This is a genomic window from Vibrio hangzhouensis, assembly GCF_900107935.1.
GTDB classification, from domain to species: Bacteria; Pseudomonadota; Gammaproteobacteria; order Enterobacterales; family Vibrionaceae; genus Vibrio; species Vibrio hangzhouensis.
Map to the genome: position 1 here is coordinate 23,609 of NZ_FNVG01000001.1, position 17,320 is coordinate 40,928.

Annotated in this window: 13 protein-coding genes and 1 tRNA gene; 5 read left to right on the forward strand and 9 right to left on the reverse strand. The window is 43.2% G+C overall.

Features of this window, described 5'->3' with window-relative positions; all coding sequences use genetic code 11:
* Positions 1–105: 105 nt before the first annotated feature.
* Both C4S60_RS00105 and C4S60_RS00110 read right to left on the reverse strand, forming a co-directional pair.
* Positions 106–957: a carbohydrate ABC transporter permease gene (locus tag C4S60_RS00105; protein WP_103878292.1), complete on the reverse strand. Its 852-nt coding sequence runs from the start codon at positions 955–957 to the stop codon at positions 106–108.
* Positions 957–1,877 carry a carbohydrate ABC transporter permease gene (locus C4S60_RS00110; protein WP_425275098.1) on the reverse strand — a complete coding sequence of 307 codons (921 nt, stop codon included), beginning with the start codon at positions 1,875–1,877 and terminating at the stop codon, positions 957–959. Before C4S60_RS00110 ends, C4S60_RS00105 begins: the two co-directional genes overlap by 1 nt.
* Positions 1,878–2,155: 278 nt before the next feature.
* On the opposite strand from C4S60_RS00110, the gene C4S60_RS00115 reads away from it, so the two are divergent.
* Entirely contained in the window at positions 2,156–3,238 is a 1,083-nt protein-coding gene (locus C4S60_RS00115) for an ABC transporter ATP-binding protein (protein ID WP_103878293.1), read from the forward strand.
* A 27-nt stretch (positions 3,239–3,265) separates the two neighbouring features.
* On the opposite strand, the gene C4S60_RS00120 is transcribed toward C4S60_RS00115, so the two are convergent.
* The 4 genes from C4S60_RS00120 to C4S60_RS00135 all read right to left on the reverse strand — a co-directional run bounded on the left by C4S60_RS00120 (position 3,266) and on the right by C4S60_RS00135 (position 8,953).
* Positions 3,266–4,177: an alpha/beta fold hydrolase gene (locus C4S60_RS00120; protein ID WP_103878294.1), complete on the reverse strand. Its 912-nt coding sequence runs from the start codon at positions 4,175–4,177 to the stop codon at positions 3,266–3,268.
* A 143-nt stretch (positions 4,178–4,320) separates the two neighbouring features.
* Positions 4,321–7,494 (reverse strand): response regulator, encoded by a 3,174-nt coding sequence (locus C4S60_RS00125; RefSeq protein ID WP_244182980.1) that lies wholly within the window; start codon positions 7,492–7,494, stop codon positions 4,321–4,323.
* A gap of 172 nt (positions 7,495–7,666) precedes the next feature.
* Complete coding sequence (locus tag C4S60_RS00130; RefSeq protein ID WP_103878295.1) at positions 7,667–8,542, reverse strand: YdcF family protein; 876 nt, start codon at positions 8,540–8,542, stop codon at positions 7,667–7,669.
* Between the two features lie 12 nt (positions 8,543–8,554).
* A complete protein-coding gene (locus tag C4S60_RS00135) occupies positions 8,555–8,953 on the reverse strand; it encodes an OsmC family protein (protein WP_103878296.1) in 399 nt (132 codons plus the stop codon).
* Positions 8,954–9,080: 127 nt separating this feature from the next.
* On the opposite strand from C4S60_RS00135, the gene msrB reads away from it, so the two are divergent.
* Positions 9,081–10,217: a peptide-methionine (R)-S-oxide reductase MsrB gene (gene msrB, locus C4S60_RS00140; protein WP_103878297.1), complete on the forward strand. Its 1,137-nt coding sequence runs from the start codon at positions 9,081–9,083 to the stop codon at positions 10,215–10,217.
* Positions 10,218–10,476: 259 nt separating this feature from the next.
* Entirely contained in the window at positions 10,477–11,583 is a 1,107-nt protein-coding gene (locus C4S60_RS00145; protein WP_103878298.1) for a mechanosensitive ion channel family protein, read from the forward strand.
* A gap of 56 nt (positions 11,584–11,639) precedes the next feature.
* On the opposite strand, the gene aroG is transcribed toward C4S60_RS00145, so the two are convergent.
* Complete coding sequence (aroG, locus tag C4S60_RS00150) at positions 11,640–12,692, reverse strand: 3-deoxy-7-phosphoheptulonate synthase AroG (RefSeq protein ID WP_103878299.1); 1,053 nt, start codon at positions 12,690–12,692, stop codon at positions 11,640–11,642.
* A 534-nt stretch (positions 12,693–13,226) separates the two neighbouring features.
* Here aroG and C4S60_RS00155 point away from each other — a divergent pair.
* A complete protein-coding gene (locus tag C4S60_RS00155) occupies positions 13,227–14,837 on the forward strand; it encodes a VRR-NUC domain-containing protein (protein WP_103878300.1) in 1,611 nt (536 codons plus the stop codon).
* A gap of 73 nt (positions 14,838–14,910) precedes the next feature.
* On the opposite strand, the gene C4S60_RS00160 is transcribed toward C4S60_RS00155, so the two are convergent.
* Entirely contained in the window at positions 14,911–15,591 is a 681-nt protein-coding gene (locus C4S60_RS00160) for a MaoC family dehydratase (RefSeq protein ID WP_103878607.1), read from the reverse strand.
* A 331-nt stretch (positions 15,592–15,922) separates the two neighbouring features.
* Between C4S60_RS00160 and C4S60_RS00165 the strand changes: the two genes are divergently transcribed.
* Positions 15,923–16,013: transfer RNA gene (locus tag C4S60_RS00165), tRNA-Ser, on the forward strand.
* Positions 16,014–16,618: 605 nt separating this feature from the next.
* Here the strand turns inward: C4S60_RS00165 and C4S60_RS00175 are convergent.
* Entirely contained in the window at positions 16,619–17,224 is a 606-nt protein-coding gene (locus C4S60_RS00175; protein WP_103878301.1) for a TetR/AcrR family transcriptional regulator, read from the reverse strand.
* Positions 17,225–17,320: the final 96 nt, after the last annotated feature.

Genomic DNA, 17,320 nt, shown 5'->3' on the forward strand with positions numbered 1-17,320 from the left:
TTAACACCTTGTCCTACTTATCGTTATGGTTATGTTTTTACTGACTACAAAAAGAGCTTGTACCGTGCTTTAACACACCCTACAAAGCTCCAAATACATTATTCATTACCCTTTTGTCGCACCTAGGGTAAGGCCGGCAATAAAGTGTTTCTGCATGGTAAAAAACAAGATGACCGGCGGGATAGCTGCAACAACAGCACCAGCAGACATATATTGCCAGGACGCCAGCCATTGCCCTTGCAACGAACTTAATCCTGCGGTAACTGGTCTCACCTCATCACTTTGCACTAACACTAACGCCCAAAAGAAGTCATTCCAGATGAATGTAAAAACGAGTACGGCGAGCGCGGCGAGTGCAGGCCTGACTAATGGCAAAACAATATGACGGAAGATTTTCCACTCACTTACTCCCTCAACCCTCGCAGCCTCGATGAGCGCATCGGGAATGCCAACGATAAAATTTCGCATAAACAAAGTACAAAAGCCGGTTTGGAATGCGATGTGAAAAATGATAAGCGCCCAGTGAGTGTCGTAGAGACCAAATGTTATAGTCAGATCACGTACTGGTATCATAAGCACTTGAAAGGGAACGAAGTTGCCACCGATAAACATGGCAAACAACCAAATATTTGCTTTAAATTTATACTTAGCCAAAGCAAAGCCCGCTAATGTTGATAAAGCAACCGCCCCTGCAACTGCGGGTAGCGTGATAAGAAGACTGTTAACCAGATACTGCCCCATGGCCGTCGAAGCAAAAACCTGTGTATAGTTTTCAACCAAATAGACACCATCGGGCCATCCCCAATAATTGCCTTTGTTAATGTCTTCTATTGACCGAATGGATGTCATCATGACAGCAATCAACGGTAACAACCAAAGTACGATGGAAATCGGTAATGCCACACGATAACTGATATTGGCAAATCGTCCTGCCTTTTGAATAGGTTGCGGATACATTACTTTTCACTCCTCAACATTCGCCACAGGAAGTATGCTATGTATACATCCATTATAAGAAATAGCATGACAGAGACAGCCGCACCATAACCCATCCGGTAGTTGAAAATAGACTCTTCATACATCTGATACGCTAAAACCATCGAACTTCCCCACGGGCCACCAGCCGTCATCGTTGCAACCAAATCAAATGACCGAAGTGCACCAATGACAGTCACAACTATCGCGATAAAAGTTGCGGGTCGAAGTTGGGGAAGAACGACATACCAAAGCATTTTCATTTTCTTTGCTCCATCAAGGCGTGCCGCTTCCAGTTGCTCCGGATCCAGATTATTCAAACCCGTAAGGTATAGGATCATGCAGTAGGATATTTGCGGCCATAACCCTGCGGCAATGATTCCGTAGGTAACGTATTTTTCATTAGACAGAATGGCAACCGGGTCAAATCCCAGTGCACCCATCACCAAATTGAACAGCCCAAAGGAAGGATCATAAAACCAGGCAAATACCAGCCCTACCACTACCTGAGAAATGACAAAAGGAAAGAAGAACAGGGATTTAACGGCGCGTATGCCGAACACTTGTTGATTTAAAAAAAGCGCTATGGCAAGACCTATTGGCGGAGCAAGCATATAAAAGATCAGCCAGAGAAAGTTATTTTTCAGCGAGGTATAAAACGCATCAGAATCGAAAAGTTCACGGTAATTCTCAAGGCCTACCCAGGTTTTCTCTCCCAGTCCATCCCACTCGAAAAAGGACAGCCAAATACTGTCAATGATGGGATAGATAACATAGACAACAAAAATAGCGATGGCTGGCGCTAAAAACACCCAAGGAGCCATTTTTGACCTTGAATGGCCTTTCTTACCATAATTTGTTCTGTGCTCACTCTTAGATAACGTTTTCACAGAATCTGCCATAGTGACGACTCCTTGCTTGACCCCAACGATTAGCCCACGATGTGTCGTTCATGGATTTACTCTTATTTAGCAATTACTCACTTTTGATTTATCTATATTTTTAGCTCACTGTTGACTTTTTGCACAATGAAGTTAAATAACTGTAAACCTTTCCACACTTTTTCAAATAAATACTCTAGTTAGCTTGATACTGATCACCCATTTAACTGTAGTCGATGACAATTCATACAAAAAGGCGATACTTTGAACAGTGAAGGAAAATTTCCCAGGAGTGCAACATGGCGAATATTGAACTAACGGAAGTCATTAAACGCTTTGGTGATGTACAAACAATTCATAACGTTAATCTCTCTATCACCCATGGTGAGTTCGTGGTATTTGTTGGCCCGTCTGGGTGTGGAAAATCAACATTACTAAGACTTATCGCAGGACTCGAAGAAATTACAGAGGGTGAAATCACCATTGACAACCAACTTGTCAATGACGTAGATCCTGCAGAACGCGGGGTCGCAATGGTTTTTCAGTCCTATGCACTCTACCCTCACATGACGGTGGAAGAAAACATGGGCTTTGGTCTAAAAATGACGGGCCACGACAGCGCTTTTATCGACAAGCAAGTAAATAACGCCGCTAAAACGCTTCAACTCGATCACCTGCTTCAGCGAAAACCAAAAGAACTGTCCGGTGGCCAAAGACAAAGGGTTGCCATTGGACGAGCAATCGTAAGAAATCCCAAGGTATTTTTGTTTGACGAACCCCTATCTAATTTGGATGCTGAGCTTCGTGTAGATATGCGACTGCAAATCGCTAAACTGCATCAGGATTTACAAAATACAATGGTATATGTAACTCATGATCAAGTTGAGGCGATGACGCTGGCAGATAAGATTGTCGTTTTAAGAGATGGCAAGGTGGAGCAAGTGGGTTCTCCTTTAGAGTTGTACCACAAACCAGACAATGAGTTTGTTGCAGGGTTTATAGGTTCACCAAAGATGAACTTCATTCCTTGTCATGTTGAATCGTTTGAAGGCGACATATTAACGCTGGTCTCAGGTGATCAATCCTCAATCATGCTACCTAACCAGACCACTCCGCTAAAAGTCGGGCAACAGATTAAACTTGGAATTCGCCCAGAGCATCTCGTGGTTGGCGACCAGGAGAAAGTGGCCGTGACCTTTCAGAGTGAAGTCGTAGAGCGACTGGGAAACAGTACTTATATGTTTGGCCAGGCACTGGGCGTTGATGGTTTTAAAGTCCATTTACCCGGAGATCAGCATGTAGAGCGCTATATGACTGTGAACCTGAGTTGTCGCTCTGAGGATTGTCACTTATTTAATGAACAAGGACTGAGAATAAACTAGCAGGGCTTTGAGCCCTGCCTTAATTTTTTACGCTGACAGATGAGAAACCAAGGCAGCATTTATGCGCTCGAAAGCTTCATATTGCATAGCATGACCCGCATTTTCGAAAACTTTCAGCTCTGTATTCTTTCCTAACATTTCAACGACTCTTTGGGCATCTTCGATGGGAATAACCTTGTCATTCTTACCCCAAAGTACGAGTTTTCTTAACTTTGTCTGGCCTACTGACCTAAAATCCTCACTTGGATCCTTGGAAATCAGGTTACACCCCGTATTGATAATAGCGCGTCGAAATCCAGTGTATTGCATCTGTTGTTCAAACTGACTCTGCCATTGAGGAAAGCGTTCAGGATGTACTAAATCATTACTCTGGTTCTGCGGGAGCGACGGAATGAAGAAACTGTAACCTAACCACCTGCCAAGGATTGGCATGGTCAGTGGACCGATATCAACGGGTTGATTAAATGGCGCTACGTAACTGACACTTAGAATCTTTTCTGGGTACTGTGCTACATACGCAGAAGTTATCGCTCCCCCCATCGACAGACCGACGATATGAAATGAACGTCCCTTTGCTACGCATGCCACTAAATCCTCTATTTGAGATACAAACAAGCGCTTGTCATATTTAGTGTCGGGTCTGTCTGAAAACCCTCTGCCGTACAGATCAAACGTTAAGGTGCAATACCCTGCTCGATGAAGTGCTGGAACGGTGTTGTCCCACATGTATGAAGGTGCGGAGAAGCCGTGCACCAACACAACTAAGGGCGCATCAGAGTTACCCTGTAACTGGTAGTGTACTTTTCCCAAAGAAAGATCGACAAATCGACCAGGAGCCATCGCTCGGTGAACATCGTTCAACTGAAGCTTTTCTCTGTTTCGCCAAACCGGTAACAGAGCAATTAATACCAATACTAACGACAAAACAATCAGTAACATAATGCTAGCCCTAACAAAAAATTAGCCACTAATATTATGGAATATAACCAATGTTATCACCCTCTCAGACGTCACTCATATCTGCAGCCACAATACTTCATCAAGGGTTGTATTGATAACCGTTAGACGTGAGGTGCCTTTATTTATGACAGATAATTTTTCATCTCATGCAAAAGTTTTTCACGCCTCACCGGCTTAGGGACATAAGCGTCCATCCCGGCTTCGAAACATTTTTGAATATCATCATCGACCACACTTGCTGTTAGGGCGATTATCGGTGTAGGTTTCAGACCTTGGGCATGTTCAAAAGCACGGATTGCTTTAGTGGCATGAAAGCCATCCATGATGGGCATCATACAATCCATAAGAACAACATCGAAGCCTGGGTCACGTTCATATATATCAACTGCTTCCTTACCATCACCAGCAATAACAAATTCAAATCCCGCTTTCTCTAGATGAAGCGAAGCCACCTTTTGATTGACCAAATTATCTTCCACCAACAGCACCCTACCAATGTATGAATCAGGGGTCTTATCTCTCTTACGATGGTGCCCTACAGGTCTTTTTATTTCGTCTTCAACTGTCACCGATGCTCGCGTTGTCGCGACTTTAGAAGGTTGCAAGAAAGCGTCTTTCATTTCGACGGCGGCTGAAATCTTGTCTTTTAAAACCTCAGCTCTAAAGGGTTTTGGTACATAATCATCCATACCGGAATCAAAGCACTTTTGTATATCATCATCTACGACACTGGCGGTGAGTGCGATAATAGGCGTTCTGGGTTGATTCATTTCAGACTCATAAGTACGTATTGCCTTCGAGGCCTCAAATCCGTCCATGACAGGCATCATACAATCCATCAAGACAAAGCTGTATTGATTACCGGAACAAAACCACGCCAATGCTTCTCTACCGTTCTGAGCTATATCAAATTCGCATCCGATTTTTTTAAGATGCAAACTCGCAACTTTCTGGTTAACCGGATTGTCCTCCACCAACAATACTTTAAGCTTTTGGCTAGAAGCATCGACGCCTCTGCTTATACTCAAAGCTCCAACTTCCAATGATTTTGAACAGGCTTCAAGGGCTTTTAATAGACGATTACCCAATAGAGGATAAGTCAATAGTGCACTAATGTTATTACCAAAATCTTTGTTTGGACTATCAAACTGTCGAATCAGGCAGATTGCATTTTCGCTTACATCAAGTTGAGAATAAGACAACATTTCACTGCCCTCGTCACGACCACCATTCTCTACCACAATCAACACCCGTTTGTTTCCGTACTCAGAAACAGCATCTTGCAAACAGGGAACAACCTTAGTTACAGACAACCCATAAAAAGTAAGATCTCGTTTAATACGCTCTTCATACACCTTGCTGCTACACACCATCACTATCTCATTATGGTGAAGTTTGCCACGTTGTTGATAGTGCTTTTCATCGACCTCAAGGGCCAAATTGAAATAGAAACGGCTTCCCAGACCTTTGACAGAATCGAGTTGTATCTCTCCTCCCATTAACTCGATGAGTTGTGTACTGATAGCGAGCCCGAGGCCAGTACCGCCAAACTGACGTGTTGTTGAATCATCCTCCTGAGCAAACGCCTCAAAAATCGTAGCTTGGCGGTCTTTATCAATGCCTATCCCTGAGTCCTGTACTTCGAACTGAAGTGATACCAACGAATCTATCTGTCCCAAATAATGGACTCCAATCGTTACGCACCCTTTGTCAGTGAACTTAACGGCATTCGACATGAAATTCATAAGAATCTGACGGAGGCGGTGGTCATCGACCTGTACTCTGTATGGTACGCTCTCGTCAATGTCGACATTTAACTCAACCCCTTTCTCTTTGACTTTAGGAGCAATGATCGCCGCAATGTCATACATCGTTTCCCGGATAGAGGTAGAGTGTGGGTTGATCTGCAACATTCCAGATTCAATCTTTGAAAAATCCAGAATATCGTTAATCAAACTTAGTAATAATTGAGAAGACGTTTCGATGGTATCAACGTAGTCTTTTTGTGTCGCCGTTAATGCTGTATCTGAAAGGACCTCTGAGATTCCGATAACACCATTTAGCGGCGTCCGTATTTCATGCGACATATTAGCAAGAAAGCTACTTTTCGCTTTACTGGCCTGGATGGCGTTTTCCTTTGCTCTTTCAGCATCGTTTTTTGCCTCTAGTAATCGTTTTTGACTCTCTTGCCTTTCTCGGGTAAGTCGCTCTACTTCCTGAGCAAAGCGACTCAGTTCATCGTTACCTTTTACTCTGCTGCTCAATTGAATTTGGTGATTGCTGTCTTCTCTTTCCAGAAAGTCCAGCACTAACCCTAAATTTCGAGTAACCCGATGAGCTAAACTTGCACCAACGGCTAACACTAACATTGTAAGCGTGGTGACTATGGTCAGAAAAAGCGTACGTTGTTGCTCAAACTCATGAACATAATCTATGATTTCACTCCTGAGTTGTCCTTCAATGGCCTGTGAAACACCCTGAATTAAGTTGAGCCTCACCGATAATCCATCGAGGCCGACTCGTATCTCAGATGGAGAGATAGTATTTAAGCCTTTTGGTTCTAGTAACTGAGTACGGAAAAGAGTGCTTTGCTCAAAAGCTGGCTCTGAAAATGCGTTTAACAGCAAACTGACTTGTTGAGCATCCGCATTGATGGCGATGAATCGCTCCACAAACAATTGCTGGTTTTGCGCCAGACCAATTATGGCCTCTCTACCCATTTGCGCCGATAGTGCTTCTTCGGATAACCCTTGCAGCAGTAATCTGACCTGCCAAATTTCTTCGTCCGCCCAAAACATCAGCCATTCGAGCTGCATCAGAGCAAGCATATGTCCATCGACTTTGGGTAGTACCGTACTGAAGGGCGCCTTTTCAATAAGAAACAAGAGTTGGCTAAACGCTTCTACCTGCCATTCAACCTGCTCCCTGATTTCATCAGAAGTACTAGTATCGCTAATTGCCAGTATCGATTCTCGATAGTCATCGAGCAAATTAGAGATGGAACTGCTGTCATCGCTACTGAAAATAAGAGCAGCATAGGCTCTCAGCATCTCAACTTCTGTGCTTATATCGGTCGGTTCACCGGAAAGTCTGGCATCGTTCGCTGATTGTTGAGTATTAGACAAGACTTCGGTGAAGCGCACCAAACCTTCGACTTTTTCAAGATTAGCCAATTGTTGGTTCAAATTGGATATTTGCCGTGTAGCAAGATAGATGATGAGTACGATAGGTACCAATACTAGCACCAGCATCTTATATTTTACCGACAAGTCATTCCAAAAACTTAGTTTGCCCATTCCTTTGTCCAACTAAAGTTTAGTTACTATCAGTGTAGAACAGGAAATAGACGCGTCTAATTAATCAGAGACTTAATCGAGAAAATTGGACTGGGATCGAAGTACTGAACAGCCTCTCAACGAGCTATTTTGTTAATGGGCCCCCTGAATAATGGCATCAAATCACCAGCCGTCATCGCCACCACTTAACGGTGTCATCACGCTCTGGGTCCAGATAACGGTTTAAATAGTTAAGTATTGTATCCAACAGACTTAACTCCAGCGTGAGCAAGGAAAGCTGCTCTGTCTGAGACGTTCTGCGAATCACCCCTTGGAGAATGGGTAATTGGTCAATGAGAAACACATCTGGCTGCGCTTGTGACCTGACAAGTGTTTCCATGCGAGTGAGCGTGTTTTGTGCCAGTTCTAATGGTCGTTTTCTGATGTCTGAAATTGGCCCTTGAAAAACCTGAGAACAAACACCTTCCAAAAATACCCGATACGTCGTTAATTCATCGAGCAGTAAAAACAACTGGCCTCTAATACTTTGATGGGGATATGGAACGGGCAAGTGAGCAGCTAGCTGATAATCCATGTTTAGCTGTAGACCGTGCTCTGCACATTGCAACTGCAAATGCTTGAGTAATCCCTGATTAGGCATCAATTTTTGGATCGTAAACATTCGGTCGAGATGATAATCATTCGACAAGAATCGGACGTTGATAGAATCCCCTATTAGAGCAAGGCCACTTTCGATCATCTCCTTTGCTAAAAAGCTTACGTTCTCAATGGTATTGGTCGAACGCTCTTCAAGTATTATTGCTCCGATAGACTCGATCTGATGAGACGTCATTTGAGATGTAAACACATCGTACATCGCTTTGGCTTCAGAAACCGTCTGACCGTTAGTTAAGCCACCACAAAAAGCAATGACTTTTCGAGAACAATCGGTATCAGTAACAAAACGAGCCAGCGACGCTACGCGTGAGATGCCCTCTGCGGTTAAGCGGCCACTATTTAGCCGCTTGCCAAGCACTACAATGATTTCATCGAACTCCCTGTGCTTCAAAGCATTAAACCCCTAAACAATTTCCCAGGAGTGGCTCATCTCGATACCAGCACCAAGCATCAGGCATACTGAGCAGTACTTTTCAAGAGAGTCTCGAGTGACTTGTTCAACAATGGTTTCGTCTAAATTCGTACCACTCACTTCGAAATGAATGTTCACTTTAGTAAAAACTTTCGGTGCAGTTTCACGGCGTTCAGTCGTCAGTTTTGCATTGCACGAAGTGACATTTTGCTCTGCGCTTTTTAATCCATCGACCACATCGACAGAACTGCATCCCCCCGCAGCCATAAGAACCATTTCCATTGGACTAGGTGCGGTTTCACCGCCATTTCCGTCCATTACGACAGAGTGTCCAGATTGAGATTGACCTAAAAACTTAAAATCTTCGATCCATTTTACTTCAGCTTGCATATAAACCTCTAAAGGCAAACGTTGGGAGAAAGCGTGATAGTAACCTGTTGAGGACAAATTTTGAAATTTTTCAGGTGGTTCCTCTGTCCTCTAGAGAGATTGAACTTTTAACTCGTGTGGAGCAACCATGAAGAAGTTAACTAAATCGTTACTGACTACGTTTGTCGCAATCCCGTTAATGTTACTGATATATAGTCATGTTGGTAATGCCGATACCCCTACAGCCAAACCTCGTAACCTTGAGGTGGCAACTTTGGCAGGAGGCTGCTTTTGGTGCACAGAATCCGACCTCGAAGCGTTGAATGGCGTGCACGACGTGGTTTCTGGCTATTCCGGAGGAGAGCTCTTGAATCCAACCTATAAGCAAGTATCAAGCGGCAAAACTGGCCACATAGAGGTTATACAGGTCAGATACGATGCAGACAAAGTAAGCTATATCGATGTTCTAGACCAATTTTTCAGGCATATTGACCCGACCGACGCGAAAGGATCCTTTGTGGACAGAGGTCTGCATTACAGACCAGCAATTTTTTATCACAATGAAGCGCAAAAGAAAGTCGCACAGTCATTCATGTCAGATATCGAAGCGCTCGGTATCTACGGCAAACCTTTGGCCACGGAACTTATTGCCTTTAAAAAGTTCTGGCCTGCAGAGCAATACCATCAGGACTATTACAAAAAAAGTAGCCTGAAATATAAGTACTACCGTTATAACTCTGGAAGAGACCAGTATTTGGATGAGATCTTTGGCGACGATAGATCAGAAAATCCGGTCACTCTGCAGCAATTGATACAAAAAAACTCGAAGCGTCAAGAGATCAAAACCTACGCTAAACCAACCCAAGAGGAGATAAAGGCTTCACTGACTCCGCTTCAGTTCTATGTAACTCAAGAGGAAGGCACAGAACGCCCGTTCGACAACGAGTATTGGGACAATAAAGATGAAGGGATATATGTGGATATCGTTACAGGAGAACCTTTGTTCTCATCCACAGACAAGTACAAATCAGGGACCGGATGGCCCAGTTTTACCAAACCAATTCATGAGGGTTACATTGTCACAAAAACAGACTACAAACTACTATACCCGCGTACTGAGGTGAGAAGTCGTTATGGCGATTCCCACTTGGGGCACGTATTTGAAGATGGGCCAAAGCCTACGGGTCTACGCTACTGTATGAACTCCGCCGCACTGCGGTTTGTTCCGAAAAATCTCCTGGCGCAGCAAGGCTATGAAGAGTTCTTACCTTTGTTCGACAAGTAAGTTCGGTCATGCGTAACCATGCTGCAAGCGTAGGACTGGCATAAAAAACTTGAACGCACGCGATATCCTTTACTTTGGGTATCGCGTTTCTTTTTATAAGATACATCTTAATTTTCCTGTCGTTAACACACTTTGACTTACAAATCACCAACACTCCATGTAAGATTTCGCCAACTTTCAGAATACCGACCACAGAAAAACACGATAATATGTGTGGTTCAGTGGTTAACTTAACAGGTTAAAACTTAAGGTTTTATTTATGGACAACTCAATGGATACCCTCCAAACCTATATCCAATCATTCGGGTATGACTGGTTAAGCAATGTACTGCTTATTACCGGGGCGAGTTTACTGGTTTGGATTGTATGGAAAATTGTATATGGACGATTAGAAGCACTAACAAAGCATACTCGTCTGGTTTGGGACGATTTACTGCTTAAAGCAGTCAAAGCACCTGTTAGTGTTTTGATTTGGTTATGGCCAGCTACGGTCTCTATCGGTCTGATTTTAACATCTCACACAAAAGCAGACACTAGCTGGCTAAGCAAAGTCGATTTAATACTCGTTATCTCAACTTTTATTTGGATTTCTCTGCGCCTTATTCACAATGTTGAAGAATACATTCTGGCACAAAAGAAACGTGATGAGACGACGGTTCAAGCCATTGCTAAAGTAGCGCGACTTTTCTTCATCGTTATCGGCTTATTGACCGGCATGCAGGCACTGGGCCTGAGTTTGTCGGGTCTACTCACCTTTGGTGGTGTCGGTGGTTTGGTTGTCGGTTTAGCAGCAAAAGACCTACTGTCTAACTTCTTTGGCGGCATGATGATTTACTTCGACCGTCCTTTTAAGGTCGGTGACTGGATCCGATCTCCAGATCGAAATATCGAGGGTACCGTCGAGCGTATTGGCTGGCGTATGACCATCATTCGAACTTTTGATAAGCGACCTCTGTATGTGCCCAATTCTGTATTCAGTAACATAGTCGTCGAAAACCCATCAAGAATGCTCAACCGCCGGATACATGAAACCATTGGCCTTCGTTATGACGATGGAGAAAAAGTTGAATCCATCGTCAACGAAGTACGTACCATGCTTGAGAATCATAAAGACATAGATGCCAAACAGACTCTCATGGTCAACTTTGACGCCTTTGGCCCTTCATCTCTTAATTTCTTTATTTACACGTTTACCAAAACAGTAAACTGGGCTCGATACCATGAAGTTAAACAGGATGTGTTGCTAAACATAATGGAAATCATCAAGCGTAACGATGCTGACATCGCCTACCCGACTCAAACGTTAAAGTTGGAGCCCGCATCATTACACGCGAGTCAAGATCAATCGTCGCTTATCGTCAAATAATCAAGCAAACAAAAAAGCCCTCATCATGAGGGCTTCTTCTTATTTACACAGTCTGATTACGCTTTGCGACGAGCTTCTACAGCGTCGGCGAGTTCGCGCAGTACCTGCTCTGTATCATCCCATCCGATACAAGCGTCAGTAATAGACTGGCCATACGTTGGCGCGACGCCATCAACCAGATCCTGGCGACCTTCAACCAAGTGCGATTCAATCATTACACCGAAGATAGCTTCTTCACCTTTAGCCATTTGCGCAGCAACATCTGAAGCCACGACTTTCTGACGTTGGTACTGTTTCGAGCTGTTAGCGTGACTGAAGTCGATCATTACTTTTGCTGGCAAGCCAGAAGCGGTCAGTTCATCTTTGATCGTTTTCACATGATCTGCACTGTAGTTAGGTTCCTTACCGCCACGCAGGATAATGTGACAATCTGGATTTCCAGCCGTTTCAATGATCGCTGAATGACCGTACTTAGTGACAGATAGGAAGTGGTGAGATGAACTCGCAGAGCGGATAGCATCAGAAGCAATTTTGATATTGCCATCAGTGCCGTTCTTAAACCCTACCGGGCAAGAGATACCCGAAGCCAACTCACGGTGTACTTGCGATTCTGTCGTACGTGCACCAATTGCACCCCAACTGATAAGATCTGCAACGTATTGTGGCGTGATCATATCCAGAAACTCACTCGCGGTTGGCATGCCCATATCTGTCAAATCAAGGAGTAGCTTACGTCCCATACGCAGACCATCATTAATCTTAAAAGTATCGTTCAAATAAGGGTCATTAATCAGGCCCTTCCAGCCGACAGTGGTGCGTGGTTTTTCGAAATAAACACGCATGACAATCTCAAGGCGGTCACCCAATTCATCGCGCAGGACTTTCAGGCGCTTACCGTACTCTACTGCTGCTTCAGTATCATGAATAGAACACGGGCCAACGATCACTAGCAAGCGGTCATCGTCTCCCTGAAGGATATTGTGAATAGCTTTACGTGCGTTAAAAGTGGTTGAAGAAGCAACTTCTGTTGCCGGAAACTTCTCTAACACAGCAACTGGTGGTAATAGCTCTTTTACTTTATTAATTCTAACGTCGTCAGTCTGAAACATTGCTTACTTCTTCCTATGCTTTACATCTTTACCGCTTGCACGCCCTACCAATCCATTTTGTGACATGGGTCGTGCTCTTTCCTTGTAACTTATCTGCTTGAAACAAATTCTGCAATCATTAATTTTAAAAAAAGGCAAATTTCTTGGCTGTTTTTCCATATAAACACCGCGTAAACAAAAATTTACACTCTAATTTATTTAAAAATCAATGAGATAATTCTATATCTTAATATAATCATAGTAGTATGATTGTCAAACAAGCCTAATCAGAAATGGTTTAAAACTTCGCCAACTCTGCCTTTCTCGACGACTATACAGTTATCAAACCTTAGTTAAATAGTCTTACCTGAACCTGAAAAAACCGCGTACATCGAACTTTTTCTTATCAGAACAACGTAAAATGGACTATCCATTCAGATTTCCACAAGCAGCAGGAATTGCGTTACGATATAGAACATAGGACGTGACGTCACAAATGCCATTGCGTACTACACTATCACATCAGTAATAATTCAAAGGCAGGACACATCAGAAGTGGCAGGTACACCCGACATCGACCTCCCTCCCAAGTACTATTTGGGAAACTTTCATAGACTACTCAAACATGTAGCGGCGCTATATCAAGACCTGTTTATACAAGAGGAGTTAAACTGGATTAAGCGTTTTTATTCACTCAGTGAAGACGCACAGTGTCTTCTGGTAAGGCTACTTAGCCGGAAAGGTCAATGGTTTAGAACCGATAAACTAAAGTACAAAGAATTGGTTTCGGTCTCTGACAATTTATCAGAGCTAGCCCATTTTAAGTTCATTGAGTTTGAATACCCAAATTCCTGTGCAGAATTAGCGCAACGATTGCTCTCAAAAGCAGAGATATTGCAACTTTTTCCTGCTTTACCAAAAACTAAACGTAAACCCGAGTTGATCGCTCTGCTCCAGTCTTATAGCGAAATCCCCACCAATGTTTCTTTTGACCCGATTAAACTCGTTGACGAAGGTAAATTGGAACTCTTCTGTCTACTGTTTTTTGGCAATCGCTATCAAGAATTTGCCCAATTTGTATTGGAAAACCTGGGAATTCACCGTTTTGAGCAATATGAGATTTCCAAAAGTACCCGTCTTTTCAGCAGCAGAGATGAAATAGACTCCGCCATAGCCATACATCATTTGTACGCTACCTACGAACAAGCTGATAAGTCCTGCAAATCATCACTACTTGATTTAGCTGCTCGACTGCCCGTTGCTGTCGGTGACTATTCCCAGCGGCAATCACAAAAGCTGACGAATCTAATAGCACGGGATCTTGAGCGACTAGGAGAGTACGACCATTCGCTTTCATTATTCGAATCCACCACTCTGCCCCCGTCAAGGGAGAGACAGGTTCGTATTTTAATCTCTATGGACCGTTTCCAACCCGCCCTGACTCTCACGACTTCTATGCGTGACAATCCAGAGGATATCAATGAACAAGAGGTCGCTAACCGCTTACATGCGAAACTGGCTCGTAAACTTGGATTGTCTACTTCCGCCCCAAAGAAACTTCAACCTCCTGTACGAAAGCGTGTTCTCGATCTGAGTAATACAAGGGTAGAAGTCGCTGTCTGTAAAGACCTTGAACATCAGGGCTGGATACCTTACTTTCTGGAAAATAATTTTCTGAACACCCTGTTTGGTCTTACCTTTTGGGACATTATTTTCGCCCCTGTAGAGGGTGCTTTTATTAATCCCTACCAACGTCAACCACTAGATCTGTATCGTTCCAGTTTCGTTCAGAACCGAAAAGCTGCCATTGAAAACAGGCTTCAGGAGGTTCGTGACTTTGGTATCACACCTTTTAAGCAATTAATTGACGTAAAACGAGGCATTCTAAACCCGTTTATTGCCTGGGATCAGGTTGATGAGTCCTGGATTACGTTAGCGGAACAAACTTTGTCGCCCGAGCTTCTCGCAGATTTGTTCTCCGTAATGCTTAAAGATCTTCGTGTGTTTCGAAGTGGTATGCCCGATCTGGTTGCATTTAAAAATGGCAACTGGCTCTGGTGCGAAGTCAAAGGTCCGGGAGATAAGTTGCAGGACAATCAAAAACGATGGATGCATGAACTTGAGCGGCTGGGTATCAACTATGAAGTGTGTCTGGTAAATCAGTAAACGTGTCCGCAGAATAAACTAAACCCGGCAATCTATGCCGGGTTTGTGTTTGTTGGGAACGCAGATAACAGAATTAGAAATGCAGATGAATCACAGAGGTTGCGATACACGCAGGTCTGCGTATTCCTTCAATTTCAACTCGGATTTCACGTTCAATCTCCAACCCCTTCTTGATTGGCGTCACTTTGACCAGTGTGCTTTTCGCACGTAAGTTGCTTCCAACTTTTACAGGGTAAGGGAAACGCACCTGATTCAAACCAATATTGACCATCATCTTAGCTGTTGGGAACAGTGGTTTATCAGGATCGACACTGTCCGTCAGTGCCGGAAGTAAAGAAAGCGTCAAAAAACCATGAGCGATAGTCGTCTTAAACGGTGACTCCTGCTCGGCTTTCTCAGGGTTGGTATGAATCCACTGGTTGTCTTCTGTCACTACCCCAAACTGGTTGATTCTTTCCTGATCAACTTGAATCCAGTTACCTTCATGAATAACAGTGCCAATTTTGCCCTGTAGTTCATCAAAAAGTTCTTGCGCTGCGGGTTTGAGCACAATTTGTGGTTCGACCTCTACAACATGTGGTTCATTTACAGCTGGCTTGTGGTAGTCTCGGACCCAAGCTAAAAAGTTGCTGTGGCTCGTCTTATCAACGAACTCTGTCCAATACTCTCGGACTGTTGGCGACATCCATTGCATAAGCTCAGACTGATGCTTAATAGAATCAGCTCTTTGTTTAAACAATTTTACAACTTTCATCTTGACCTCAAATTCCAGTTCATAAGAACTAACGCTAATATTTTGAAGCAACTCACCTTTCGGCGCAAACTGTTTCGAGCGCACGCGTGTATTCTGAACGTTGTTTTATTCCAATAAATCAGATGGTTAAGTATAAAAAACGATATTTTATTTATTGGAACAGTTGTCAGATTTTTTCTCGTTGTGAACTCAATTCCGGCGAACCTGTCGATTTATCCACCACAAAGTTCAACTATCGAACACATTGATCACAATTAAAGCAAACAGCACCAGGTTGATGAATTTCTTCTTTACACACCTTAGATAACCCCATATTATTAGCGCCAACAACGGAGAGATGGCTGAGTGGTCGAAAGCACCGGTCTTGAAAACCGGCAACCGTTAATAGCGGTTCTAGGGTTCAAATCCCTATCTCTCCGCCACTTTTAAAGATTAAACCGCTGTTTTTACAGCGGTTTTTTCGTATCTAGAGCCTCGAAAATCATCTTGCACATATAGGTGGCACAGATGTACTTATTAAGACTTCCAAATAGTATATTACACACGTATCGCTACCCCTCTTTCACTGCGTAGCAGTGGCTATCCTAAAGAGTTAAAATTTTCCATTTTAACCCGTGAGCAAAAAGTAGCTTTACCTCGCTTTCTGAACTCTGGCAACACATTAAGATCTTTAACTTCAGGGATGTTATTCTCACTAAGTGGCTGATAATCTAATTTCAAGCACAAAGTAATATAGCCAGCAACTTGTCCCCCTCACTTCGGTTCGAAATACTTCTCGCAATCCACTACGCTGTTCGTCTCGAAATGTTGTAAAAGGATTTATTGGCTTATCCCAATCAACCTGTATATAGGCTGAAGATATTGTCTCAGGAACGTTATTAGCGATACGTATTACGGCGTGTGAAGTCATGATTAACTCCTTTCACGGCCTCCATTTCAATAATCTTCATACCTGTCCAGGAAGCATGTTATCTCATATTTAGATTTGAAACTTGTATAAAAACACATACTCCGGAATGTCCGAATTTTACAATTTTTTCACTTGGGTTAAGGCAATGTTCACAAAGGCATCTTCTAACTGCGCCCAACCTTCATCCGACTGTATGGAAACACCAGAAAATACAGATTCATTTTGAGAACGGATGACCAAATAATTCAGCGTGGCTCCTAGAATTGCTCCAAATGAGTGAAGGAATTGCATGTCAAATAGCCCTGTCTGATACAAAAACTGATAAATATTTTGCGCATGATTTTCCCTTATTTCTGCAAATATCTGGCAAACTGGAGAAGTATCTATAAGCTCCCATGTCAGAATAGCGGCCGTCGCTTTTCGGCTTCTTATTGCCACAATATGCTGATGAATTACAGCTCGTATGGCATCTCCCGGTTTTTGTTGAAAGTCCGTCTCAGACAAATCTCTTAGGCTTTCCTCAATATCAGGCCAAAATTCGACACTTTCTGCATAAGCAGTGGCCAGCCCTTCCAATCCCCCGAAGTAACGATATATCAGTACCTTATCTATTTTTGCAATCGTTGCAATACGCCTGACTTTTAGCTGCTGAAAGCCTTCTTCAACAAGTACCTGCTCAAAAGCGTTCAATATCTTAGCTTTAGTCAATTCTCTGTTTTTCATTTAACAACCCATGTCATCTGATTGATTTGACGAATAATTAGAATCCAACTCAATTCTATTGCCTCTCCTTCTTGGAATATCACTTTACACTTTATA